Here is a 22,047-nt window from a genome sequence, read left to right as displayed (position 1 = left end):
ACCCACTCCTTCAGCGTGGCACCCAGCCGTGCTTGACCAGCAGAGCGGCGACGTCCTCGCGCAGATACCGGCGGTGCCCGCCGGCGGTGCGGGTGACGCGCAGCAGGCCGCGGTCGGCCCAGCGCTTGACGGTCTTGCGGTCCACCGGCAGCAGTGCCAGCACCTCGGCCGGGGTCATCATGTCGCGGCGGCCGACGCGTACGCCGGCCCCGTCGCGCAGCCCCGCGGCGTAGACGGCGGCCAGCGCCGTCACCAGCCGCGGGGTCAGCTCGTCGCCGTCGCAGGCGCGGACCGCCACCTCGCGCACGTGCGCGGGCAGCCGGGGAACGGGCGTGGGGGACTCAGACACCGGCGTGCTCCCTCGGGTCCGGGGTGGGCAGTCCCCGCTGGTCGGCCGTCCAGAATGGCCACCCGGACGAGTCGCCGGCGATGAGGTCGCGCACCGCGGCCAGCTCGGCGTGCAGCGCCGCCGCCTCGCCGCGGTAGCGGTCGCGTTCCCGGCAGGCCCGGCGGGCCAGTTCCTCGGCCCGCCGGGCGAGCGTGCTCTCGGCCACCAGCGCCGAGCGCAGCGCGCTGACCTCCACCCCGGCCCGCATGGCCTCCCGGTCGCACAACCGGGCCAGCCACCGCCGCCACGCCCGTTTCATCACAGGTACGCCTGCCGGGTCGACGGGACCTGCGGGTAGGCCCCGGTCGCGGTGTGCCTGCCGTGGTAGTCCACGGCCGGGTACGGCGGCACCGCGTCGATGTACGCGGTGACCTCCGGGTCGGCCTCCGGCCGGCGCACCGGCGAGGCCTGCCCGACCGCGGTCGGCAGGTGCGCGGGGTCGCCGGCCGGTCCGGTGGGTCGCCACCGGGATCCATCCGGCCGGCGCCGGTCCAGTGCGCGCCGCCAGAAGGCCACCACCGTGCGCCGACGCGCGGTCTGCGGGCCGTCGTCGGCGCCCCACCACTGCTCGTCGGCCTCGTCGACCCGGTCCAGGATCAGCTTCGCCTCCTCGACCAGCGACAACCGGTCCCGCATCAGGAACAGCGTCGCGGAGAAGCTCACCGCGGCCACCGCCGCCGTGTAGAGGGAGAGGAAGGTGGTGGACAGGGTCATGACCTGCCCTCCTCGAATCCGTCGGGCAGCAGGCGGCCGAGCATCCGTACGGCGCGGCACTGCAGTGCCTTGACCGCGCCCTCGCTCTTGCCCATGGACTGCGCCGTCTCCGCGGTGGACAGTCCCACCAGGAAACGCAGCGCGATGCAGCGCTGCTGCGACGGATTGAGCTTCTTGACCGCGGCGAGCAGCGCGAGGTTGTTCACGTGGTCCATGGCGACCCGGTCCGGAGCGCCGTCGAGGCTGAACTCCTCCTGGTCGAAGTCGAGGACCTCGCCGCTGATCTCGAAGCGGTAGCGGCCCGACTTGTAGTAGTCGGCCACGATGTGGCGCGCGATGGTGATCAGCCAGGCCGCGAAGTCGCGGCCCTGCCAGCGCACGCTGCCGATGCGCTTGAGGGCGCGCAGGAAGGTGTCGGACGTCAGGTCCTCGGCGGTGGGGCTGTGCCGGACCCGGAAGTAGATGAATCGGAAGACCGCGGGGGCGTACTGCGCGTAGATCTTCCCGAACGCCTCGGTGTCGCCCTGCTGCGCTCGTTCGACCAGGTTCCATACGTACGACTGCTCCTCGGGCACCGACCCGGCGTAGGTGGTGCGGGCGTCCGGCGTGACTGCGGTCGGGCTCATCCGCGCGACACCCGGCCCTTGCGTGTCATGAGCACGTAGGTGGCTCCTCTTCTGGCGGGGGGATTCCTCGATTCGAGGGCCCGCCGGACCGGGGTTCACGATCCGGCGGGCCCGGGGTGTGGCCGCCCAGTGCCTTGGGCGGCCACACCGCGAGGGGGGAGCAGCGGAGTACCGCTGCGGCGCCTGCCGGCCGACCCCGAGACGATGACGCGGTCCGGGCGCGGACCACGTTGTTTGCGGGCGACGCACCGTCATCTGGATCTGTCGGTCTGGCGCTGGACGTCACGATAACCGTCGCCCATACACGTCGCAAGTAACGACGTATGGAAACGACGATTACCCCCGAACGGGTGACCGTCAACCGGCCCATCACGCTTCCGACCCCGAGGCCATAACCCGAAGGTGCGTCGCTTGTTAACGACGTGTGGGTGATGGAAACGCATCGGACGTCCCCGGTAACCTGTTAGGTATGGGCGACGTATCAGCGGCAGCGGGCGACAGAGCGCAGCCCGACACCGAGTGGGGCCGGTATCTGCGCCGCATGACACGCCGGCCCGGCTGGTCGGTGGCGAAGCTGGCGCGCGACTCGGGCATCGCCCGGCAGACGATCTTCGACTGGATCCGGGACGGCGGCGAGTCGGTGACCGTCGGCTCGGTGCGCCGCGTCGCTGAAGCGCTCGGCGACGACGTGGTCAACGCCCTGACGGCGGCGGCCAACGTGGCACACCGCGACACCGACGAGGAGATGACGCCGATCCTGCAGTCAGACCTCGATCCGCAAGCCAAGGCCGACCTCGTCGAGTACGTCAACGGCCTGCGGGAGGCCCAGCGCCACGCCCGGCGCACCGAGATCACCGCGATGCTCAACCGCCCGCGCCGAGCGGCTGCGTGACCGGCCCCGCTGCTAGCCTCGGAGCAATGCGAGTCTCCGCGTTGATCCTGCCTGTGTACCCCTGGCGCGAGGGCCGCCACATCTGGCGGGAGGCCGAGGACCTCGGTTTCCATGCCGCCTACACGTACGACCACCTCTCCTGGCGCACGTTCCGCGACGGCCCCTGGTTCGGCGCGGTGCCCACGCTCACCGCCGCGGCCGGGGTCACCACACGGCTACGGCTGGGCACCATGGTCGTCTCGCCGAACTTCCGGCACCCGGTCACCCTGGCCAAGGACGTGATGACCCTCGACGACGTGTCGGACGGGCGGATCACCATCGGCATCGGCGCGGGCGGGATCGGGTTCGACGCCTCCGTGCTGGGCCAGGCACCGTGGCCCACCGCCGAGCGCACCGAGCGTTTCGAGGAGTTCGTGCCGCTGCTCGACCGGCTGCTCACCGACGGCGACACCACCCACCACGGCAAGCACTACTCGGCGTACGAGGCCCGGATGCTGCCCGGCTGCGTCCAGCGGCCCCGGGTGCCGCTCGCCGTGGCCGCCACCGGCCCGCGCGGGCTGGCGCTGGCGGCCCGGCACGGGCAGGCCTGGATCACCACCGGCCCGGCGCGAAAGGGCGACGAGACGGACCCCGAGCTGCTGCCGGGCATCATCGCCGGCCAGCTCGACGGGCTCGCGCGAGCCTGCGCGGCGGAAAACCGTGATGCTGCGGAACTGTCGCATATCCTGCTGACCGGGTTCACCCGGGAGCAGCCGCTGGCGTCCGTGCAGGCGTTCGTCGACTTCGCGGGCCGCTACGCCGCGCTCGGCATCGACGAGATCGTCGTGCACCGGCCCGTTCCGGACACCTGTTTCGACCCTGGCCAGGGCGTTTACGAGAAACTGCCGGCCGCGGTGGCGGCGGCGTTCGGCATCTGAGACAACGCGTCGAACGTCCCGTTTCCGCCCACTGAACGATCGGTCAGTCTCCCCCGTGTATCGGGGATTTGTCGAGACGGTGACGCCCCGTTGCAACCTAGGTCACATCAGAGGACTAGGCTTGCCCGTCGTGACACGCCGCGCAAAGATCGTCTGTACTCTCGGCCCAGCCACCTGGTCCCCCGAGCGCCTCCGCGGGCTCGTCGAGGCCGGGATGGACGTCGCCCGCATGAACTTCAGCCACGGCTCCCACGCCGACCACGAGCAGGCCTACCTGCGGGTCCGTGAGGTGTCGGCCGCCACCGGCAAGGCTGTCGCGACGCTGGCCGACCTACAGGGTCCGAAGATCAGACTTGGCAAGTTCGCGGACGGCCCCCACGAGTGGCGTACCGGTGACAGTGTTGTCATCACCAGCGACGACATCCTTGGCACGGCCGACCGGGTCTCCTGCACCTATCGGAAGCTGCCGGCCGAGGTCAAGGCCGGCGACCGCCTGCTCATCGACGACGGCAAGGTCGCCGTCGAGGTGACCGGCGTCAACGGACCGGACATCCGCTGCCTCGTCATCGAGGGCGGGCCGGTCTCCAACAACAAGGGCGTCTCGCTGCCGAACGTGGCCGTGTCGGTGCCCGCCATGTCCGACAAGGACGCTGAGGACCTGCGCTTCGCGCTCGCGCTCGGGGTCGACCTCATCGCGCTGTCGTTCGTGCGTTCCCCCGAGGACATCAAGCTGGTCCACGCGATCATGCACGAGGTGGGCATCGTCCGCCCCGTCATCGCGAAGATCGAGAAGCCCGAGGCGGTCGACAACCTCGAGGCCATCGTGGACGCCTTCGACGGCCTCATGGTCGCCCGCGGCGACCTCGGCGTCGAGCTCCCCCTCGACCAGGTCCCGCTGGTGCAGAAGCGCGCCGTCCAGCTCGGTCGCGAGTACGCCAAGCCGGTCATCGTGGCCACGCAGATGCTCGACTCCATGATCGAGAACTCGCGGCCCACCCGCGCCGAGGCCTCCGACGTCGCCAACGCCGTGCTCGACGGCGCGGACGCGGTGATGCTCTCGGGCGAGACCAGCGTCGGCAAGTACCCGGTGCTGACCGTGAGCACCATGGCGAAGATCATCACGACGACCGAGGCCGGGCAGATCTCCGTGCCGCGGCTGCAGCACGACCCGCGGACCCGCGGCGGCGCGCTCACCGTGGCCGCCTCCCAGATCGCCCGCGCCGTCGGCGCGAAGGCCCTGGTCGCGTTCACCGTCACCGGTGACACCGTGCACCGGCTCGCCCGGCTGCACTGCGACCTGCCCCTGCTGGCCTTCACCCCCGAGCCCGCGGTCCGCGACCAGCTCGCGCTCGCCTGGGGCGTGGAGACCTTCCTGATGCCGTTCGTGCACCACACCGACGACATGTTCCGCCAGGTCGACGAGCGACTGCTCAGCCTCGGCCGGGCCAGCGTCGGCGACTACGTGGTGGTCGTCGCGGGCAGCCCGCCCGGCACCCCCGGCTCCACCAACACCCTGCGCGTGCACCAGCTCGGCTCGCTGGCCATGCCGCAGACCCTGGCCCAGGCCGCCCCGGCGGCCCAGAGCTAGGGTGAGCGCGACCGGAGCGCGCACCGCGTTCCGCCCGCGCGAACGGAAATGACATGAGCGAGCCCATCACCGGTCAGGCCGCTGTGGACAGCCTGGTCGAGCTGCTGGACCTGGCCCCGGTCGACGATCTCGTCTTCCGGGGCCAGAACCCGCCGATCGGGCCGCCGCGCGTCTACGGCGGCCAGGTCGCCGCGCAGGCCCTGGTGGCCGGCGGTCGCACCGTCGACCCCTCGCGGACCGTGCACTCGCTGCACGGCTACTTCGTGCGCGCCGGCAACATGGCCGAGCCGATCGACTACCACGTGGAGAAGATCCGCGACGGGCGTTCGTTCTCGGTACGCCGCTCGGTGGCCATGCAGCGGGGCAAGCCGATCTTCCTGATGTCGGCCTCGTTCCAGGTGCGCGAGGAAGGCCTGGACCACCACGACCCGGCCCCGGTGGACGTGCCCGGCCCCGACGAGCTGCCGACGATGACCGACCGGCTCACGCCGTACCCGGAGCGGCTGGGCATCTGGAAGATCCTGCCGCGCCCCATGGACGTGCGTTACGTCAACGAGCCCGGTTGGGTACGCCCCGGCAAGCGGGTCGCCAACGACCTGCAGCGGGTGTGGATGCGCCTGGACGGCAAGCTGCCCGACGACCCCCTGCTGCACGCCTGCGCCCTCACCTACCTGTCCGACCTGACCCTGCTCGACGCGGTCCTGTCGGTGCACGGCGAGGTCTGGGGCCCCGGCGGCGTCATCGGCGCCAGCCTCGACCACGCGCTCTGGTTCCACCGCCCGTTCCGCGCCGACGAGTGGTTCCTCTACGACTGCTCCAGCCCCTCCGCCTCCGGCAGCCGCGGCCTGGCCACCGGCCGCATGTTCACCCGCGACGGCCGCCACATAGCCACCGCCTCCCAAGAAGGCCTCCTCCGCCCCGTCGGCGCCTGACCCCCGCCCCGCCCCGCCCCGCCCCGCCCCGCCCCGCGACGATCTTGCGTGAACTGTGGGTGCGACACGCCCAAAAAGGGCAAAAGGCCAACAGTTCGCGCAAGATCATCCTGATCATGGGTGGGGTGGGTCACGGGGTGGGTCTGTTCGGGTGGGGGAGTGATCTGTGCGGGCGATAATGGGTCATGCGACTGTCCGCCCGCGTCGACTACGCGTTGCGCGCCGTGATCGAACTCGCCTCCGGGGGCGACGGCCCGGTCACCTCCGAGCGCATCGCCCGTGCGCAGGAGATCCCGCCGAAGTTCTGCGAGAGCATCCTGCTGCAGCTGCGCCGAGGCGGCATCGTGTTCGCCCAGCGCGGGCCGGAGGGCGGCTACTGGCTGGCCCGGCCGGCCGAACAGATCTCCCTGGTCGAGGTCATCGAGGTCATCGACGGTCCGCTCGGCTCGCCACGGGCCGCACAGGCCGACGCCCCGCTGGGCGCGGCGCAGTCGCTGCAGCAGGTGTGGACCGCGGTGGAGGAGTCGGAGCGGGCAATTCTGACCCAGGTCACCATCGCGCACGTCGTCGCCGGAGCGCTCCCCGAGTCGGTCGCCGCCCGCCTGCCACTCACTGCCTCCTGACGGATTCCTGACAGCCGCTTCGCCAAATTTCAACAACCCGTCTTGCCTTCCCTACCTTTCCTATTAAACTGATCGGAAATACCAAGAAGCTGGGATCGGTAGGAGGCGACGGCCGTGCGAAAACTGCTGGTCATGGCATTGGTGGGACTCGTCGCCCAGCTCGTCGACGGCTCCCTGGGCATGGCATACGGCGTCACCTCCAGCACCCTGCTGCTCATCGCCGGCATCTCCCCGGCCGCCGCCTCCGCCTCCGTGCACCTCGCCGAAGTCGGCACCACCCTCGCCTCGGGCATCTCCCACTGGCGCTTCGGCAACGTCGACTGGCGCGTGGTACGCAACATCGCGCTGCCCGGCGCCGTCGGCGCCTTCGCCGGAGCCACCGTCCTGAGCAGCATCTCCACCGAGTCCGCCATCCCGTGGACCGCCGGCATCCTGCTCGCGCTCGGCGCGTACCTGCTGTTCCGCTTCGCCCGCCCGCTGCGGCCCACCCGGCCCCGCGCGCTGCCCCGCCGTTTCCTCGCCCCGCTCGGCCTGTTCGCCGGCTTCATCGACGCCACCGGCGGGGGAGGGTGGGGCCCTGTCGCCACGCCTACCCTGCTCGCCTCCGGCAGCATGGAGCCGCGCAGGGTCATCGGCTCCGTCGGCACGTCCGAATTCCTCGTCGCCGGCGCCGCCAGCATCGGCTTCCTGCTCGGACTCGGCTCCGAAGGCTTCGTGCTGCCGACCGTCGCCGCGCTGCTCGTCGGCGGCGTCATCGCCGCGCCGATCGCCGCCTGGCTGGTCCGCCACGTGCCCGCGCAGCTGCTCGGCGCGTTCGTGGGCGGGCTCATCATGCTCGTCAATACGCGCAGCCTGCTTCGGGTTTTCAAGGTCGAAGCCCAGCTCGGCCCCTATGCCTACCCGCTCGTGGTGGCGCTCTGGGTGCTCGCCATCGGCTTCTCGGTGAGCGCATGGCGCCGTGCCCGCACCGCACAGCCCGCCGTCACCACCGAGCCGGAGCTCGTGCCCGCCGCCTGACCAGCGCATTCCAGCCCGCAACCGTCCGCTCCGGCGGTTCGGTTACGGGCTGGAATCCTAGGATGGTGTACGCGGAGCGCCGCCCGCCACGTGCGACAGGGGCAGCGCCCGGCCGGATCAGGTGCGGTCAGGACTTCGGGCCGACGTGCTCGTCGAGCAAGGCGACAGCGTCGCGGCGGGCCACGGACAGCGAGTTGCGGCGGTTCAACCGCCAGGCCACGCCGAGCAGATCCAGCGCCCAGCCGCACACGGCCAGGATGTCGGCGGACTCGTTGGCGAAGAGGTAGCGGGGATACTCGTAGGTCTTGCCGTTCTTGGTGATCCGGTTGATGGCCCGGCAGCCGTCCGAGTGGAACAGCCCTCGAAGAAACGCGCCGGGATGATCGAGGACGATCGCTTGCTGCCAGGACTCGAGTTCGATCCTCCGCTCGTGTTTCTTGCCGGCCCCAGCTTGCGGAAAGAGGCAGGGCCAGTGCTTCGAGTAGCTCTGCAGGTTCACAGATCCCTTTTGTCGGATGCGCTGAACCCGATTGGCCAGTGTGGCGAGCATCGCCTTCTCTGCCTGGTCCAGTAGGTCGGTGTACGCGGCTGTGCAGGAGATCCGCAGCACCGGCACCTTCGCGGAGGTCACCAGATGGCCGTCGCCGAGGTAGATGCCCAGGAGGTAGGCATACGGCTCGCGGTCGGCCGACGTGGTCTCACGGCATCGAAAACACCGGGCCTCGGTGAAGCGGCTGTCCGGTGCGCCTTCGTTGCGACACCATGTGCGCACCGTCTGATAGGGGAGGCCGAGGCGGGCTGCGACGGAGCCGATCGATGATCCGTTGCGGTGCTCGAGCCGGGCCTGCCGGCGGATGGCAAGGGGGTGCACAGTAGTCGATTATCGAACTGCTGTACGACAGTTGTGCCGGGAACGGGATTCGAACCCGCATGCCCTTTCGGGCAATCGCTTTTGAGACGATCGCGTCAGCCAGTTGCGCCATCCCGGCGAGCTTGCGTCACTGTACCCGACTAGGCTGCCGGGTAGGCAAACGGCATTCGTGGTGTGGGGGTTGTGGTTCCAGTGACCGAGAAGCAGGCTGGTGTCGTGCGCAAGCGCGTGCTGATCGCGGAGGACGAGGCGCTGATCAGGCTGGACCTGGCCGAGATGCTCGGCGAGGAAGGCTACGACGTGGTCGGCGAGGCCGGTGACGGCGAGACCGCGGTGAAGCTGGCCGAGGAGCTGCACCCCGACCTGTGCATCCTGGACATCAAGATGCCGATCATGGATGGTCTGGCCGCCGCGGAGCGGATCGCCGGCGCGCGCATCGCCCCGGTGATCATCCTGACCGCGTTCAGCCAGCGGGACCTGGTCGAGCGGGCCCGTGCCGCGGGCGCGATGGCATACCTGGTCAAGCCGTTCCAGCAGAGTGACCTGGTGCCGGCGATCGAGATCGCGCTGTCCCGGTTCGCCGAGGTCGCGGCGCTGGAGGCCGAGGTCGCCGGGCTGAACGACCGGCTGGAGACCCGCAAGGCCGTCGAGCGGGCCAAGGGCGCGCTGATGACGCAGTACGGCATGAACGAGCCGCAGGCGTTCAAGTGGATCCAGCGCACCGCGATGGACCACCGCCTGACGATGCGCGAGGTGGCCGAGCGGATCATCGTCGAGGCCGCGGCCGCGGAGTCCGCGGAGTAGGCAGCTCAAGGGCGCACGCCGCCGTCGGGGTCAACGCGATCGCGGCGGCGCGCCTACGATCGGGCGATGCTGTCCGGTCGTGGCACGGTCGCGCTGATGCTCCTGGTCGCTCTGGTCGGCGGATGTACCTCCGCCGCGCCGCTCCCGACGCCCGAACCCGAGCTGCGCCCGTCGTGGCGTGAGCTGACGCTACCCGGGCCGCCCGGTCCGGCGGGTCGCCTCGTGCTGCGCGAGGCGACGGTCTGCGACGGCCGGTGGTATCTGACCGGGGCGCTCGCCGATCCGGCCGGGATGACCCGGCCGGTGGCGTGGACCAGCCCGGACGGGCTGACCTGGCGCTCGCTGGAGTTCCTGGGCACCACCTATTACGGCAAGCGGGCCGTGATCTACGCCGTTGGCTGCCGGGGCGACCGGATCGCGATGCTGGGGGCGCGCAGCGGGGGCGCGCACGGCAATCCGCGGGTGACCCAGTGGTATGGCGGCCCGGACGGCCCGCTGCACGAGGTGATCGCCGGGTTCCAGCTCTACGGCGGCCCGGATGCGGTGAACACGGTCCGGCTCGCGGGCGGCCCCCGGGGCTGGGCGATCGCCGGGAACCGGCTGGCGGGGGCGGCGGTGTGGTTGTCGCCGGACGCGACCGGGTTCGCCATCCGGGAGGGCCTGCCGGAGCTGGCGGGCGACGCCCGGGGGCGGACCACCGCGTACGACGTGGCGCCGGTGGCCGACGGCTGGTTGATGGTGGGCGCGCTGACCCGCGCGGACCGCATCGACCGCGACGCGCTGGCCTGGACCTCGCCGGACGGCGAGCGCTGGACCCGACTGCCCGCGCCGGAGTCGCCGGACTACGAGGAGTTCGACCGGGTGGCCGTGGTGGCCGGGACGCCGTACGCGGTGGGGCTGCGGGGGGACCGGTTCGGGGCGTGGCGGCTGGCGGACGGGCGGTGGGCGGACGCCGGGGCCTTCGGATCGACGCGGCCGGGGCCGGTGGCGTGGGTGGCCGGTGTGGCGGTCACGGACGCGGGTCTGCTGGCCGCTGTCTCAGATGGCGAGATGTACCGGTTGTGGCTCATGTCACCCGATCAGGGCTGGGTGGCGGTGGCTTCGCCGGCCCCGCTGCCGGTGGCCGGGGTGACCGCCGCAGGTGTCGCCGGGTCGGGCTCGCGGGTTCTGGCGCTCGGCGACGCCGGTTCCGGGGCACACGCGTGGATCATGGACTTGCCGCCGAAGCACAGATGATACTCGCAGGTCACCGGGGGGTACGCCCGAATGGTGCTGCTCACGTAACGGTTGGGTCAACCCTTAGGCGAGGTCTTACCGATCCGGGTGTGAGTCGTATAACGTCCCTGGCCAGATCGTGGTTCACGATCTGTTCCGGTCTTGCTGCCCGCACAGTCGCGGCGGCGGTCCGGATCTCGGATGGAGGAGGGTTCAAGCCTTGAGGCAACGACTCGCGCGAGTGCTCGGAGGCGTCGCCATTCTGGCGCTCGTCGCCGGTGGCGCCGCCGCATGCAAGAAGGATGAGGCCCCGAGCACCGGTGGTGGCACCACGGTTTCGGGTCTGAAGATCGGTTTCTTCGGCGCCCTCACCGGTGACAACGCCGGTCTCGTGACGCCGGGCAAGAACGGCGCCGAGCTGGCGATCGCGGAGTACAACGCGGCCAACCCCGGTGCCGACGTCTCCCTGGTGCCCTTCGACTCGCAGGGCTCGCCGGACAAGGCCGCCGCTCTGGCGACCAGCGCGGTTGCCGACGCCAAGATCATCGGCATCGTCGGCCCGGCGTTCTCGGGTGAGTCCGAGGTCGCCAACCCGATCTTCGACCAGGCCGGGATGCCGACCATCACTCAGTCGGCCACCCGCCCGAGCCTGAGCTCCAAGAACTGGAAGATCTTCCACCGTGGCGTCGGCAACGACCTGTCGCAGGGCCCGGCCATCGGCCGCTACCTGAAGGACGTTGCGAAGGCCACCAAGGTCTTCATCGTCGACGACCAGTCCGCGTACGGCACCGGCCTGCGTGACGAGGTCAAGAAGATCCTCGGCCCGGTCGTCATCGGCCAGGACAAGGTCACCGAGAAGCAGCAGGAGTTCGGCCCGGTCGTGACCGCGGTCAAGAGCAGCGGCGCGGACGCGGTGTTCTACGGCGGTTACACCCCGGAGGCGGCCCCGTTCCTGAAGCAGCTGCGTGCCGGCGGCTTCAAGGGCACCTTCATCGGTGGCGACGGCCTGTACGACGCCAACATGCTGAGCGTGACCGGCAAGGCTGACGTCGAGGGCGCGATCGTGACGTGCCCCTGTGGCCCGGCGACCGCGGCCAAGGGCAACTTCGTGGCCGACTTCAAGGCCAAGTTCGGCACCGACCCGGGCGTGTACGCCGACGTGGCGTACGACCTGACCAAGGTGTTCCTGGAGGGCTTCAAGGCCGGGAAGACCACGCGCGCCGACATGCAGGCGTTCCTGGGCACCTACAACGGTGTCGGTTCCGCCACCGGCGTGACCTACAAGTGGGAGGCCAACGGCGAGCTGGACCCGGCGCAGGTCGCGGTCTGGGCGTTCACTGCCAAGGACGGCGCGTGGGCCAACCCCACGCAGATCCCGAAGAGCTGATCATCTCCTGATCGGCAGTTGATTCGCAGTTGATCCGGGTGCGGCCGGAGGTACCCCCTTCCGGCCGCACCCGTTTTTGAAAGAGAACCCTTCGGGAGCCCCCGTGAATTTCGATGACCTGATCCAGGGTTTCCCGGATCTGACCACCACCGGATTGGCCCAAGGGTCGATCTACGCGTTGGTCGCTCTGGGTTACACCCTGGTCTACGGCGTTCTGCGCCTGATCAACTTTGCCCACTCCGAGGTCTTCATGTTCGGCAGCTTCGCCGCGCTGTGGACCTGGGGGATCATGGGCTACGACAGCAACTCCGGCCGGCCCGACCTGGGCATGGCGCTGCTGCTGATTCTGGTGGCCCTCGTGGTCGCCGCCCTGTTCTCCGGCGGCGTCGCGGTTGTGCTCGAGACTGTGGCCTACCGGCCGCTGCGCAAACGCAACGCGCCACCGCTGGCCTTCCTGATCAGCGCCATCGGCGCCTCGTTCGTGCTCGCTGAGGCGATGGGCGCGGTGACCGAGCGCCGCCAGAAGGGCATTCCGAGCATCCTGCCGAACGAGCCGCTGTTCTCCGCCGGTGGCTGGACAATCACGCCGCTGCAGCTGACGACCTTCGTGGTTGCGCTCGGCGTCATGTTCGCACTGGACTGGTTCGTCGCCAAGACCCGCTTCGGCCGGGGCATCCGGGCGGTGGCCCAGGACGCCGACACCGCCGCTCTGATGGGTGTGAACAAGGGCCGCGTGATCGCGCTCGTGTTCCTCCTCGGCGGTCTGCTGGCCGGCGTCGCCGGTGTCTTCTTCAACCTGAAGCAGGGCAACACCCGGTTCAACGTGGGCTTCCTGATCGGTATCAAGGCGTTCTCGGCCGCGGTCCTCGGCGGCATCGGCAACCTGCGCGGCGCGCTGGTCGGCGGCCTGCTGCTGGGCCTCGTCGAGGCGTACGGCGCGGCGCTGTTCGGGTCCAACTGGACCAACGTCATCGCCTTCGTGGTTCTGCTGGTCCTGTTGATGTTCCGCCCCACCGGTCTGCTGGGAGAATCGCTGGGGAGGGCCCGCGCATGACGACCGACACGATCAAGAAGCAGCGTCGAGGGCTGCACCTCGGGAACCGGTTCCGGGCACTGCCCAAGTCGGCCCGGATCGCCGCACTGATCGCTTTCGTGGTGCTGCTGTACGTGCTGCCGGTCAAGGGGTTCTATGAGAACCTGGGCTTGCCGATCCCGGCGGGCGATGGCTACCTGCCCCTGTACACGACCCGCTCCGACATGGCGAACGTGCTGTTCCAGTGCGGGTATTACATCCTGCTCGCGCTGGGCCTGAACGTCGTGCTGGGTTACGCGGGTCTGCTGGACCTCGGCTTCTTCGGCTTCTTCGCGGTGGGCGCCTACACGGTGGCGCTGCTGACCTCGCCGGACAGCAAGCTGATCACTGAGTACAACTGGCTGGAAAGCCCGTGGCCGTGGCTGGTGACGGTGCCGATCGCGGTCGCGCTGGCGATGCTGTCGGGTGTGCTGCTGGGCTGGCCGACGCTGCGGCTACGTGGTGACTACCTGGCGATCGTGACGCTGGGCTTCGCCGAGATCATCCGCATCGTGGCCAAGAACCAGGACTGGATCCTCAACGGCGACCGGGGTATCCCGAGCGTGGCGCACCCCCCGGGCACCTGGTCCGACGGATCGCCGATCTTCGGGATCATCGACTGGTCGCCTTACTACTGGCTCGTGCTGACCGTGATCATCCTGGTCATCTTCCTGATCCGTAACCTGGCCAACAGCCGGGTCGGCCGGGCGTGGGTCGCCATCCGCGAGGACGAGGACGCGGCCGAGCTGATGGGTGTGTCCACGTTCAAGTTCAAGCTGTGGGCGTTCGCGATCGGCGCGGCGATCGGCGGCCTGTCCGGTTCGCTGTGGGCCGGTCAGGCGAACTTCGTCAACTCGGCGACGTTCAGCCTGGAGAACTCGATCCTGGTGCTGGCGGCGGTCGTGCTGGGCGGCGCCGGCAGCATCGGCGGCGCGATCCTGGGCGGCTTCCTGGTCATCTACGTGCCGGAGTGGCTGCGCTCGGTCGGTGACGTGTTCGGCTGGCCGGACTCGGTCGAGGTTTTCGGGGTGCACATCGACGTCAGCCCGACGTCGCTGCGGTTCGTCATCTTCGGAGCCCTGCTCATCGTCGTGATGATCTACCGCCCCCAGGGCCTGTGGCCCAACCGTCGCCGTGCGGCGGAGCTCAAGGACAGGCAGAAGGAGGTGGCCCCCGTTGAGTGAGCGCAAACCTCTGCTGGAGGTCGACAACGTCACGCTGCGTTTCGGCGGCGTGGTCGCCCTGAACCAGGTGAACTTCACCCTCTACGAGGGCGAGATCCTCGGTCTGATCGGTCCGAACGGGGCCGGCAAGACCACCTGCTTCAACGCGATGACGGGCGTGTACCTGCCGACCGAGGGCCAGATCCGGTTCAAGGGCGAGCAGGTCAGCGGCAAGAAGCGCAACAAGATCACGAAGATGGGCATGGCCCGTACGTTCCAGAACATCCGTCTCTTCCCGGAGATGACGGCGCTGGAGAACGTGCTGGTCGGCGCGGACGCGCACAACACCACCAGCGTGCCGACGGCGCTGCTGCGGCTGCCGAAGCACTGGCGCGAGGAGCGTCAGAGCCGGGCGCGAGGGCTGGAGCTGCTGGACTTCGTGGGCATCACCGGTCGCAGCGACGACCAGGCCCGCAACCTGTCCTACGGCGACCAGCGCCGACTGGAGATCGCTCGCGCGCTGGCGACCAACCCCGCCCTGCTCTGCCTGGACGAGCCGGCTGCCGGCTTCAACCCGGCCGAGAAGGTGGCGCTGCTCGAGCTGATCAAGAAGATCCGCGACTCGGGCGTGACCGTGCTGCTCATCGAGCACGACATGCGGCTGGTCATGGGTGTGACGGACCGGATCGTCGTGCTCGAGTTCGGCAAGAAGATCGCCGAGGGCACTCCCGAGGAAGTACGGGACAACCCGAAGGTGGTCGCTGCGTACCTGGGGGTTCCCGATGCTGCTTGAGATCGAAGACATCACGCTGCACTACGGGCGGATCCAGGCTCTGCACGGCATCAGCCTGCACGTCAACGAGGGTGAGATCGTCGCGCTGATCGGCGCCAACGGCGCCGGCAAGTCGACCATCATGCGGGCCATCTCCGGTCTGCGGGCGGTCTCGCGGGGCGCGATCCGCTTCAACGGCGAGGACATCAGCAAGGTCCGGGCGGACCTGCGGGTGGCCCGCGGCATCTGCCAGGCGCCGGAGGGCCGGGGCGTGTTCCCGGGCATGACGGTGCAGGAGAACCTGGAGATGGGCGCGTACATCCGGCGCGACTCCGCGGCGATCGCGCAGGACATGGAGCGGGTGTTCGGCCTGTTCCCGCGCCTGCTCGAGCGGCGCAAGCAGGCCGGCGGCACGCTGTCCGGCGGTGAGCAGCAGATGCTCGCGGTGGGCCGGGCGCTGATGGCGCGGCCGAAGCTGCTGCTGCTCGACGAGCCGTCGATGGGTCTCGCTCCGATGATCATCCAGCAGATCTTCACGATCATCACGGAGATCAACCAGCAGGGCACCACGGTGCTGCTGGTGGAGCAGAACGCCCAGCAGGCCCTGTCCCGGGCGCACCGGGCGTACGTGCTGGAGACCGGCAACATCGTCAAGGAGGGCACCGGCGCGGAGCTGCTGCACGACCCTGCGGTGAAGGCGGCCTACCTCGGCGTGGCCTGATCGCTGAACGGCTGACGGAGCGGCCCGTCGCACGCGTCCCTGTGGGGCGTGGGCGGCGGGCCGCCCGCTTTCGTGCGGGTCCGGCCTCCCGGGTTGTGGCGATATGCCTGGGTTAAGACCAGGACGCGGCTCACCTTGCGTTACCGTGAATCATCACACGGTACGCAAAGGGGATGGATGTGCTCAAGAGACTGATTCCGGTCGGGGCGTTCGCGCTCGCGCTGACCGCGGGCGGTTGCGGCGGCGGCGAGCCTGCCGCGTCCCCGAGCGCCGCGCCCAGCGTGTCGGTCAACCCCACCCTGGCGGCGATGGTTCCCGACGCCATCAAGTCCGACGGCAAGATCCTGGTGGGCGTCGACGCGACCTATGCCCCGAACGAGTTCCTCGCCCCGGACGGCTCCACCGTGGTCGGCTTCGACGTCGACCTGTTCAAGGCCGTCGCGCAGACCCTCGGGCTGACCGCCGAATTCCAGCCGGCCACCTTCGGCGACATCATTCCTGGTGTGGGCTCCGGCAAGTACGAGGTCGGCGTCTCCTCGTTCACCGTCAACGACGAGCGCAAGAAGCAGGCGCAGATGGTGACCTACTACAGCGCCGGCACGCAGTGGGCGGCCAAGACGGGCAACCCGGCCGGGGTCAACCCGGACGACCCGTGCGGCAAGCGCATCGCGGTGCAGAAGGACACGGTGCAGTTCGAGGACATCACCAAGCGCTCGGAGGCGTGCGTCGCCGCGGGCAAGCCGGCCGTGACCATCCAGCCCTACGCGGGCCAGGACCAGGTTGCCAGCTCCGTGGTGTCCGGCAAGGACGACGCCATGCTCGCCGACTCGCCCGTCGCGGCGTACGCGGTCAAGCAGTCCAACGGCCAGCTGGAGCTGCTCGGCGGCATCTACGACTCGGCTCCCTACGGCTACGTGGTCGCCAAGGACCAGGTCGAGATGGCCAAGGCGCTGCAGGCCGCGGTCGACGAGATGATCAAAAATGGCAGCTACGAGCAGATCCTCTCCAACTGGGGCGTGCAGGCGGGCGCCGTGCCCAGCGCGCAGATCAACCCGTAGGCCATGACCATCCCGGATACGTCGGCCACCCCGGTGCCGCGGGACGCCGAACCGATCAAGGCCATCCCGGTCCGGCACCCGGGGCGGTGGGTCGCGATCGCCGTGATCGCGGTGCTGGCGGCGATGTTCGCGCACCTGCTGCTCACGAACAGCGCCTTCCAGTGGAAGTTCATGTTGCAGAACATGTTCAGGCCACCGGTGCTCTGGGGCCTGTTCGGCACCGTCTCGATCACGATCCTGGCGATGATCATCGGCGTGGTGCTGGGCGTCGTGGTCGCGATCGCGCGGCTGTCCAACAACCCGATCCTGCGCGGCACCTCGTGGGCCTACACCTGGTTCTTCCGGGCCGTGCCCCGGTACGTCCTGCTGATCGTCATGGGCAACCTGGGCATCCTGTGGCCGCGCCTGGAGATCGGCGTCCCGTTCGACACCTACCTCGGCGAGCTGTTCGGCGTGCAGGCGCACTGGCGGCTGTTCGGCATCGAGACCCGCGACCTGCTCGTCGGTTTCTGGGTCGGTGTGCTGGGTCTGGCGCTGTCCGAGGCGGCCTACATGGCCGAGATCGTGCGGGCCGGCATGCTGTCGGTCGACCCGGGCCAGGACGAGGCCGCCACCGCGCTGGGCATGAGCCGCGGCCAGGCGCTGCGGCGCGTGGTGCTGCCACAGGCCATGCGCGTGATCATCCCGCCTACCGGCAACGAGACCATCGCGATGCTCAAGGACACCTCGCTGCTCATCGCGGTGCCGGTCACCCGCGAGCTGTTCTTCCAGCTGTCCGCCATCGGCAACCGCACCTTCCAGGTGTTCCCGATGCTGATCGCGGCGATCCTGTGGTACCTGTTCCTGGTCAGCATCCTGCTGGTCGGCCAGTACTTCCTGGAGAAGCGTTTCTCCCGCGGCTACGGGCGCGCCGCCCAGGCGAAGATGAAGCTCGAAGGCCTCGCCGCCGAGCACGGCGCGAACCCGGAGGTGCCATGAGCAAGGGCATCGTCGGACCTTGCTCCCATGGCGGAGCCGGGGGCAGCGGGGTGGTGGCATGAGCGAGCGCAGCAAGCGCTTTACGGGAAACGGCTCTCACGACGGAGCCTGGCGCAGCGGGGTGGCGGCATGAGCGACCAGGCACGGCACCGCGCGCCGGAGGACGCGGCCGGGCCCATGGTCCGGGCCGAGAACGTGCACAAGGCGTTCGGCCACGTCAAGGTGCTGCGCGGCATCGACGTCACGGTGCCGCGCGGCAACGTGTGCGTGGTGCTGGGCCCGTCCGGGTCGGGCAAGTCGACGTTCCTGCGCTGCATCAACCACCTGGAGAAGATCGACGCCGGGCGGATCTGGGTGGACGGCAAGCTCGTCGGCTACCAGCAGAAGGGCGACAAGCTCTACGAACTGCACGACAAGGCGGTCGCCGCGCAGCGCCGCGAGATCGGCATGGTGTTCCAGCGGTTCAACCTGTTCCCGCACATGTGCGCGCTGGAGAACGTGATGGAGGCGCCGACCCAGGTCAAGGGCCAGAGCAAGGCGGAGGCCCGGCGGCGCGGCATCGAGCTGCTCGACCGGGTCGGCCTGGCCGAGAAGGCGCGCAACTACCCGTCGCAGCTGTCCGGCGGTCAGCAGCAGCGCGTGGCCATCGCCCGCGCCCTGGCCATGGATCCCAAGCTGATGCTGTTCGACGAGCCGACCAGCGCGCTGGACCCCGAGCTGGTCGGCGACGTCCTCGACGCGATGAAGGACCTGGCCCGCTCCGGCATGACCATGGTCGTGGTGACCCACGAGATCGGCTTCGCCCGCGAGGTAGGCGACCAGCTCATCTTCATGGACGACGGCGTCGTCGTCGAATCCGGCACCCCCCGCGACGTCCTGGCCAACCCCCAACACCCCCGCACCCGCGACTTCCTCAGCAAAGTCCTCTGACCCACCCCGCTTTCGTGTGTCGATCATGAACTTGTGGCACGGCTCGACGGCGTGTCGTGTCCACAACTTCATGATCGACTCGGTGGGGCGCGGCAGGTGTGCGGGCTGCTGATCGACTGGCGGGGGAGCGGCAATTAGGGTGGGCGCATGCCTACCGTCGCGGATCTCGAGTTCGGGAACTACCTGCTGGTCACCACGTTCCGCAAGGACGGTCGGGCGGTGCCGACGCCGGTCTGGGCGGTGCGCGACGGCGCCGACATCTACGTGTGGACTGTCGCGGACAGCGGCAAGGTGAAGCGGCTGCGCCGCAGCAGCAAGGTCACCATCAGCGACTGCGACCTGCGCGGCAAGGTCACTGGCCCGACCATCCCGGCCCGCGCCAAGCTGCTCGGCGCGGAGGAGACCGCCGCGGTGCGGCACCTGCTGGCCGGGAAGTACGGCATCCTCGGCCGCCTCACCCTCTGGGGCAGCCGCATCCGCCGCGGCGTGCACGGCACCGTCGGCGTGCGCATCACCGAGCCGGCCGCCCCGAAGGCCTGACCACTTCGGTGATGATCATGAAGTTGTGGCCACGGCACGCCGTCGAGCCGTGCCATAAGTTCATGATCAACCTGGTGGGCGGCGGTGGGCGTGGCGGCGCTGGAGAGGGGCGTCGGGGGGAGGGCATAAGCTCTTCGGGTGACTGAGACGCTGTTGCTGCTTGATGGGCATTCGCTGGCTTACCGGGCGTTCTTCGCGCTGCCGGTGGAGAACTTCTCGACGTCGACGGGGCAGCCCACCAACGCCGTGTACGGCTTCACCTCGATGCTGATCAACGTGTTGCGCGACGAGAAGCCCACCCACATCGCCGTCGCCTTCGACGTGTCGCGCCAGTCCTTCCGCACCGAGCAGTACGCCGAGTACAAGGCCGGCCGCTCGGAGACGCCGACGGACTTCAAGGGCCAGGTCAGCCTGGTCCAGGAGGTGCTGGACGCGCTGCAGGTCAAGCACGTGCAGCTGGCCGGCTACGAGGCTGACGACATCATCGCCACGCTCGCCCGGCAGGGCCGCGAGGCCGGCATGCGGGTGCTGATCTGCACCGGCGACCGGGATGCTTACCAGCTGGTCAACTCCGACGTCACGGTGCTGTACCCGCGCAAGGGCGTGTCCGACCTGGCGCGCATGGACCCGGCCGCGGTGCTGGAGAAGTACGGCGTCGGCCCGGAGCGCTACCGCGACCTGGCCGCGCTGGTCGGCGAGTCGAGCGACAACCTGCCCGGCGTGCCGGGCGTGGGACCGAAGACCGCCGCCAAGTGGATCAACCAGTACGACGGACTGGAAGGCGTCATCGCCCGGGTCGACGAGATCAAGGGCAAGGCGGGGGAGAGTCTGCGCGAGCACCTGGCGGGGGTGATGCGCAACCAGCAGATCAACCTGCTGCGCGACGACCTCGACCTGCCGCTGGACATTCCGTCCACGCACTGGACGACCTGGGACCGCGAGGCGGTGCACCAGGTCTTCGACACGCTGCAGTTCCGCGTGCTGCGTGACCGGCTGTACCAGTACCTCGACACCGCCGAGCCGGAGGCCGAGGCCGGCTTCGACATCGACGGCACGGTGCTCACCGAGCCCGGCGCGCTGGCGTCGTGGCTGAGCGAGCAGGCGAGCGGCCCGGTCGGCATCGCCGTGGCCGGCACGTTCGGCCGAGGCACGGGCACGCTGAGCGGGCTGGCGCTGGCCGCCGACCACAACGCCGTGTGGGTCGACCCGACGGAGCTGGACGCCGTCGACGACGCGGCGCTCGCGGCCTGGCTGGCCGACCCGGCGCGGCCCAAGGTGCTGCACGACGCCAAGCCCGCGCTGCTGGCCCTGCAGGCCCGCGGCTGGGAGCTGAACGGACTGACCCACGACACCGCGCTCGCGGCCTACCTGGCCCGCCCCGACCAGCGCTCCTACGACCTGGCCGACCTGGCCGTGCGCTACCTGCACCGGGAGCTGCGGGCGGAGGCCAACGACACCGGCCAGCTCGCGCTGGACTTCGGTGACGGCACCGCCGACCACGCCGCCGAGGAGGCGCTGATGCTGCGCGCCCGCGCGACGCTCGACCTGGTCGGCGCGCTGGGCGGGGAACTGGACCGCGGCGACGGCGAGCGCCTGCTGGCCGACGTGGAGCTGCCGCTGGTGCCGGTGCTGGCCGCGATGGAGCGGGTCGGCATCGCCGCCGACACCGACTACCTGACCGAGCTGGAGGCCCAGTTCGCGGGTGAGGTGAAGGCCGCGGCGCAGGCCGCGTACGGCGACGTGGGCCGCGAGTTCAACCTCGGTTCGCCCAAGCAGCTGCAGGAGATCCTGTTCGGTGAGCTGAACCTGCCCAAGACCAAGAAGATCAAGACGGGGTACACCACCGACGCCGACGCGCTGCAGTGGCTGTTCGCGCAGACCGGGCACCCGGTGCTGGAGCACCTGCTGCGCCACCGCGACGTGGCCAAGCTGAAGTCCACGGTGGACGGCCTGCTCAAGTCGGTCAGCGACGACGGGCGCATCCACACCACGTTCTTCCAGACCGTGGCGGCGACCGGCCGGCTGTCCAGCACCGACCCGAACCTGCAGAACGTGCCGATCCGCACCGAGGAGGGCCGGCGCATCCGCCGCGCCTTCGTGGTCGGGCCGGGCTTCGAGTCGCTGCTGACGGCCGACTACAGCCAAATCGAGATGCGCATCATGGCGCACCTGTCGCAGGACGCGGGCCTGATCGAGGCGTTCGCCACCGGCGAGGACCTGCACACCACGGTCGCGTCGAAGGTCTTCGCCACCGACCAGGTGACCGCCGAGCAGCGGCGCAGGATCAAGGCCATGTCGTACGGCCTGGCGTACGGCCTGTCCGCGTACGGTCTGTCGCAGCAGCTGGGCATCTCCACCGCCGAGGCGACCGGGCTGATGGAGGACTACTTCGCCCGCTTCGGCGGCGTGCGCGACTACCTGCACGCGGTCGTCGACCAGGCACGCAAGGACGGTTACACGGCCACCATCCTGGGCCGCCGCCGTTTCCTGCCCGACCTGGTCAGCGACAACCGGCAGCGGCGCGAGATGGCCGAGCGCATGGCGCTCAACGCCCCGATCCAGGGCTCGGCCGCCGACGTCATCAAGCTGGCCATGCTCCGGGTCGACAACGCCCTGCGCGCCGAGGGCCTGACCTCGCGGATGCTGCTGCAGGTCCACGACGAGCTCGTGTTCGAGGTCGCCGCGGGGGAGCGGGAGACGCTGGAGGCGCTGGTCCGCCGCGAGATGGGCGGCGCGGTCGACCTGTCCGTGCCGCTGGAGGTCTCCGTCGGCGCCGGCCACGACTGGAACGAAGCCGACCACTGACCGCTCGGGCGGGGCCGGACCGACCGGCCCCGCC

The 22,047-nt window shown here is 69.9% G+C and carries 23 protein-coding genes and 1 tRNA gene; 18 read left to right on the top strand and 6 right to left on the bottom strand.

Going from position 1 to position 22,047, the window contains the following annotated elements; all coding sequences use genetic code 11:
- Positions 1-10 precede the first annotated feature (10 nt).
- From FLL47_RS44750 to FLL47_RS44080, 4 genes are read right to left on the bottom strand one after another with little or no spacing between them, the layout of a single operon-like run.
- Positions 11-349 (bottom strand): helix-turn-helix domain-containing protein, encoded by a 339-nt coding sequence (locus tag FLL47_RS44750; RefSeq protein ID WP_281286722.1) that lies wholly within the window; start codon positions 347-349, stop codon positions 11-13.
- Positions 342-647, bottom strand: coding sequence for a hypothetical protein (locus tag FLL47_RS16595; RefSeq protein ID WP_144121405.1), 306 nt, complete (start codon positions 645-647; stop codon positions 342-344). The genes FLL47_RS44750 and FLL47_RS16595 overlap by 8 nt, the downstream gene beginning before the upstream one ends.
- Positions 647-1,102 (bottom strand): hypothetical protein, encoded by a 456-nt coding sequence (locus FLL47_RS16590; protein WP_144121404.1) that lies wholly within the window; start codon positions 1,100-1,102, stop codon positions 647-649. The genes FLL47_RS16595 and FLL47_RS16590 overlap by 1 nt, the downstream gene beginning before the upstream one ends.
- Positions 1,099-1,728 (bottom strand): sigma-70 family RNA polymerase sigma factor, encoded by a 630-nt coding sequence (locus tag FLL47_RS44080; RefSeq protein ID WP_425457702.1) that lies wholly within the window; start codon positions 1,726-1,728, stop codon positions 1,099-1,101. The genes FLL47_RS16590 and FLL47_RS44080 overlap by 4 nt, the downstream gene beginning before the upstream one ends.
- A gap of 469 nt (positions 1,729-2,197) precedes the next feature.
- Between FLL47_RS44080 and FLL47_RS16580 the strand changes: the two genes are divergently transcribed.
- From FLL47_RS16580 to FLL47_RS16555, 6 genes are all read left to right on the top strand, one after another.
- On the top strand, positions 2,198-2,620 hold the full coding sequence (locus FLL47_RS16580; protein ID WP_144121402.1) for a helix-turn-helix domain-containing protein: 423 nt from the start codon (positions 2,198-2,200) through the stop codon (positions 2,618-2,620).
- 26 nt (positions 2,621-2,646) lie between these two features.
- Positions 2,647-3,537 (top strand): LLM class flavin-dependent oxidoreductase, encoded by an 891-nt coding sequence (locus FLL47_RS16575; protein ID WP_144121401.1) that lies wholly within the window; start codon positions 2,647-2,649, stop codon positions 3,535-3,537.
- A 130-nt stretch (positions 3,538-3,667) separates the two neighbouring features.
- Positions 3,668-5,125, top strand: a complete 1,458-nt coding sequence (gene pyk / locus FLL47_RS16570; RefSeq protein ID WP_144121400.1) for a pyruvate kinase — start codon at positions 3,668-3,670, stop codon at positions 5,123-5,125.
- A gap of 53 nt (positions 5,126-5,178) precedes the next feature.
- Positions 5,179-6,057: an acyl-CoA thioesterase gene (locus tag FLL47_RS16565; RefSeq protein ID WP_144121399.1), complete on the top strand. Its 879-nt coding sequence runs from the start codon at positions 5,179-5,181 to the stop codon at positions 6,055-6,057.
- A gap of 185 nt (positions 6,058-6,242) precedes the next feature.
- Positions 6,243-6,680: an RrF2 family transcriptional regulator gene (locus FLL47_RS16560; RefSeq protein WP_144121398.1), complete on the top strand. Its 438-nt coding sequence runs from the start codon at positions 6,243-6,245 to the stop codon at positions 6,678-6,680.
- A 114-nt stretch (positions 6,681-6,794) separates the two neighbouring features.
- Positions 6,795-7,697, top strand: coding sequence for a sulfite exporter TauE/SafE family protein (locus tag FLL47_RS16555; protein WP_144121397.1), 903 nt, complete (start codon positions 6,795-6,797; stop codon positions 7,695-7,697).
- Between the two features lie 127 nt (positions 7,698-7,824).
- Here FLL47_RS16555 and FLL47_RS16550 read toward each other — a convergent pair whose 3' ends face one another.
- Positions 7,825-8,568, bottom strand: a complete 744-nt coding sequence (locus FLL47_RS16550) for a transcriptional regulator (RefSeq protein WP_144121396.1) — start codon at positions 8,566-8,568, stop codon at positions 7,825-7,827.
- A gap of 34 nt (positions 8,569-8,602) precedes the next feature.
- Positions 8,603-8,686: transfer RNA gene (locus FLL47_RS16545), tRNA-Leu, on the bottom strand.
- A gap of 74 nt (positions 8,687-8,760) precedes the next feature.
- Between FLL47_RS16545 and FLL47_RS16540 the strand changes: the two genes are divergently transcribed.
- The 12 genes from FLL47_RS16540 to polA all read left to right on the top strand — a co-directional run bounded on the left by FLL47_RS16540 (position 8,761) and on the right by polA (position 22,013).
- Positions 8,761-9,372: an ANTAR domain-containing response regulator gene (locus tag FLL47_RS16540; protein ID WP_120316038.1), complete on the top strand. Its 612-nt coding sequence runs from the start codon at positions 8,761-8,763 to the stop codon at positions 9,370-9,372.
- Between the two features lie 66 nt (positions 9,373-9,438).
- Positions 9,439-10,608: a hypothetical protein gene (locus tag FLL47_RS16535; RefSeq protein WP_144121395.1), complete on the top strand. Its 1,170-nt coding sequence runs from the start codon at positions 9,439-9,441 to the stop codon at positions 10,606-10,608.
- Positions 10,609-10,807: 199 nt separating this feature from the next.
- A complete protein-coding gene (locus FLL47_RS16530; protein ID WP_144121394.1) occupies positions 10,808-11,974 on the top strand; it encodes a branched-chain amino acid ABC transporter substrate-binding protein in 1,167 nt (388 codons plus the stop codon).
- 103 nt (positions 11,975-12,077) lie between these two features.
- Positions 12,078-13,028 carry a branched-chain amino acid ABC transporter permease gene (locus FLL47_RS16525; protein ID WP_144121607.1) on the top strand — a complete coding sequence of 317 codons (951 nt, stop codon included), beginning with the start codon at positions 12,078-12,080 and terminating at the stop codon, positions 13,026-13,028.
- Positions 13,025-14,230, top strand: a complete 1,206-nt coding sequence (locus FLL47_RS16520) for a branched-chain amino acid ABC transporter permease (protein WP_144121393.1) — start codon at positions 13,025-13,027, stop codon at positions 14,228-14,230. Before FLL47_RS16525 ends, FLL47_RS16520 begins: the two co-directional genes overlap by 4 nt.
- Positions 14,223-15,002, top strand: a complete 780-nt coding sequence (locus FLL47_RS16515; RefSeq protein ID WP_222106093.1) for an ABC transporter ATP-binding protein — start codon at positions 14,223-14,225, stop codon at positions 15,000-15,002. The genes FLL47_RS16520 and FLL47_RS16515 overlap by 8 nt, the downstream gene beginning before the upstream one ends.
- The gene (locus FLL47_RS16510; protein WP_144121391.1) at positions 14,992-15,702 is read left to right on the top strand and encodes an ABC transporter ATP-binding protein; all 711 of its coding nucleotides are present in this window, start codon (positions 14,992-14,994) and stop codon (positions 15,700-15,702) included. The genes FLL47_RS16515 and FLL47_RS16510 overlap by 11 nt, the downstream gene beginning before the upstream one ends.
- A gap of 173 nt (positions 15,703-15,875) precedes the next feature.
- Entirely contained in the window at positions 15,876-16,760 is an 885-nt protein-coding gene (locus FLL47_RS16505; protein WP_144121390.1) for an ABC transporter substrate-binding protein, read from the top strand.
- A gap of 3 nt (positions 16,761-16,763) precedes the next feature.
- A complete protein-coding gene (locus tag FLL47_RS16500; protein ID WP_144121389.1) occupies positions 16,764-17,738 on the top strand; it encodes an amino acid ABC transporter permease in 975 nt (324 codons plus the stop codon).
- A gap of 129 nt (positions 17,739-17,867) precedes the next feature.
- On the top strand, positions 17,868-18,668 hold the full coding sequence (locus FLL47_RS16495) for an amino acid ABC transporter ATP-binding protein (RefSeq protein ID WP_281286721.1): 801 nt from the start codon (positions 17,868-17,870) through the stop codon (positions 18,666-18,668).
- Positions 18,669-18,815: 147 nt separating this feature from the next.
- Positions 18,816-19,208: a PPOX class F420-dependent oxidoreductase gene (locus tag FLL47_RS16490; RefSeq protein ID WP_144121388.1), complete on the top strand. Its 393-nt coding sequence runs from the start codon at positions 18,816-18,818 to the stop codon at positions 19,206-19,208.
- 138 nt (positions 19,209-19,346) lie between these two features.
- A complete protein-coding gene (gene polA, locus FLL47_RS16485) occupies positions 19,347-22,013 on the top strand; it encodes a DNA polymerase I (protein WP_144121387.1) in 2,667 nt (888 codons plus the stop codon).
- Positions 22,014-22,047 lie beyond the last annotated feature (34 nt).

The organism is Catellatospora sichuanensis (assembly GCF_007483665.1).
GTDB lineage: Bacteria > Actinomycetota > Actinomycetes > Mycobacteriales > Micromonosporaceae > Catellatospora > Catellatospora sichuanensis.
The sequence above is the reverse complement of the archived record's forward strand: the minus strand, read 5'-3'. Positions and strand labels throughout refer to the sequence as shown.

Coding starts and splice junctions, on each gene's coding strand:
- FLL47_RS16595 (WP_144121405.1), bottom strand. CDS start 647: ATGAAACGGGCGTGGCGGCGGTGGCTGGCCCGGTTGTGCGACCGGGAG.
- FLL47_RS16590 (WP_144121404.1), bottom strand. CDS start 1,102: ATGACCCTGTCCACCACCTTCCTCTCCCTCTACACGGCGGCGGTGGCC.
- FLL47_RS44080 (WP_425457702.1), bottom strand. CDS start 1,728: ATGAGCCCGACCGCAGTCACGCCGGACGCCCGCACCACCTACGCCGGG.
- FLL47_RS16580 (WP_144121402.1), top strand. CDS start 2,198: ATGGGCGACGTATCAGCGGCAGCGGGCGACAGAGCGCAGCCCGACACC.
- FLL47_RS16575 (WP_144121401.1), top strand. CDS start 2,647: ATGCGAGTCTCCGCGTTGATCCTGCCTGTGTACCCCTGGCGCGAGGGC.
- FLL47_RS16565 (WP_144121399.1), top strand. CDS start 5,179: ATGAGCGAGCCCATCACCGGTCAGGCCGCTGTGGACAGCCTGGTCGAG.
- FLL47_RS16560 (WP_144121398.1), top strand. CDS start 6,243: ATGCGACTGTCCGCCCGCGTCGACTACGCGTTGCGCGCCGTGATCGAA.
- FLL47_RS16535 (WP_144121395.1), top strand. CDS start 9,439: ATGCTGTCCGGTCGTGGCACGGTCGCGCTGATGCTCCTGGTCGCTCTG.
- FLL47_RS16520 (WP_144121393.1), top strand. CDS start 13,025: ATGACGACCGACACGATCAAGAAGCAGCGTCGAGGGCTGCACCTCGGG.
- FLL47_RS16510 (WP_144121391.1), top strand. CDS start 14,992: ATGCTGCTTGAGATCGAAGACATCACGCTGCACTACGGGCGGATCCAG.
- FLL47_RS16505 (WP_144121390.1), top strand. CDS start 15,876: ATGGATGTGCTCAAGAGACTGATTCCGGTCGGGGCGTTCGCGCTCGCG.
- FLL47_RS16500 (WP_144121389.1), top strand. CDS start 16,764: ATGACCATCCCGGATACGTCGGCCACCCCGGTGCCGCGGGACGCCGAA.
- FLL47_RS16495 (WP_281286721.1), top strand. CDS start 17,868: ATGAGCGACCAGGCACGGCACCGCGCGCCGGAGGACGCGGCCGGGCCC.
- FLL47_RS16490 (WP_144121388.1), top strand. CDS start 18,816: ATGCCTACCGTCGCGGATCTCGAGTTCGGGAACTACCTGCTGGTCACC.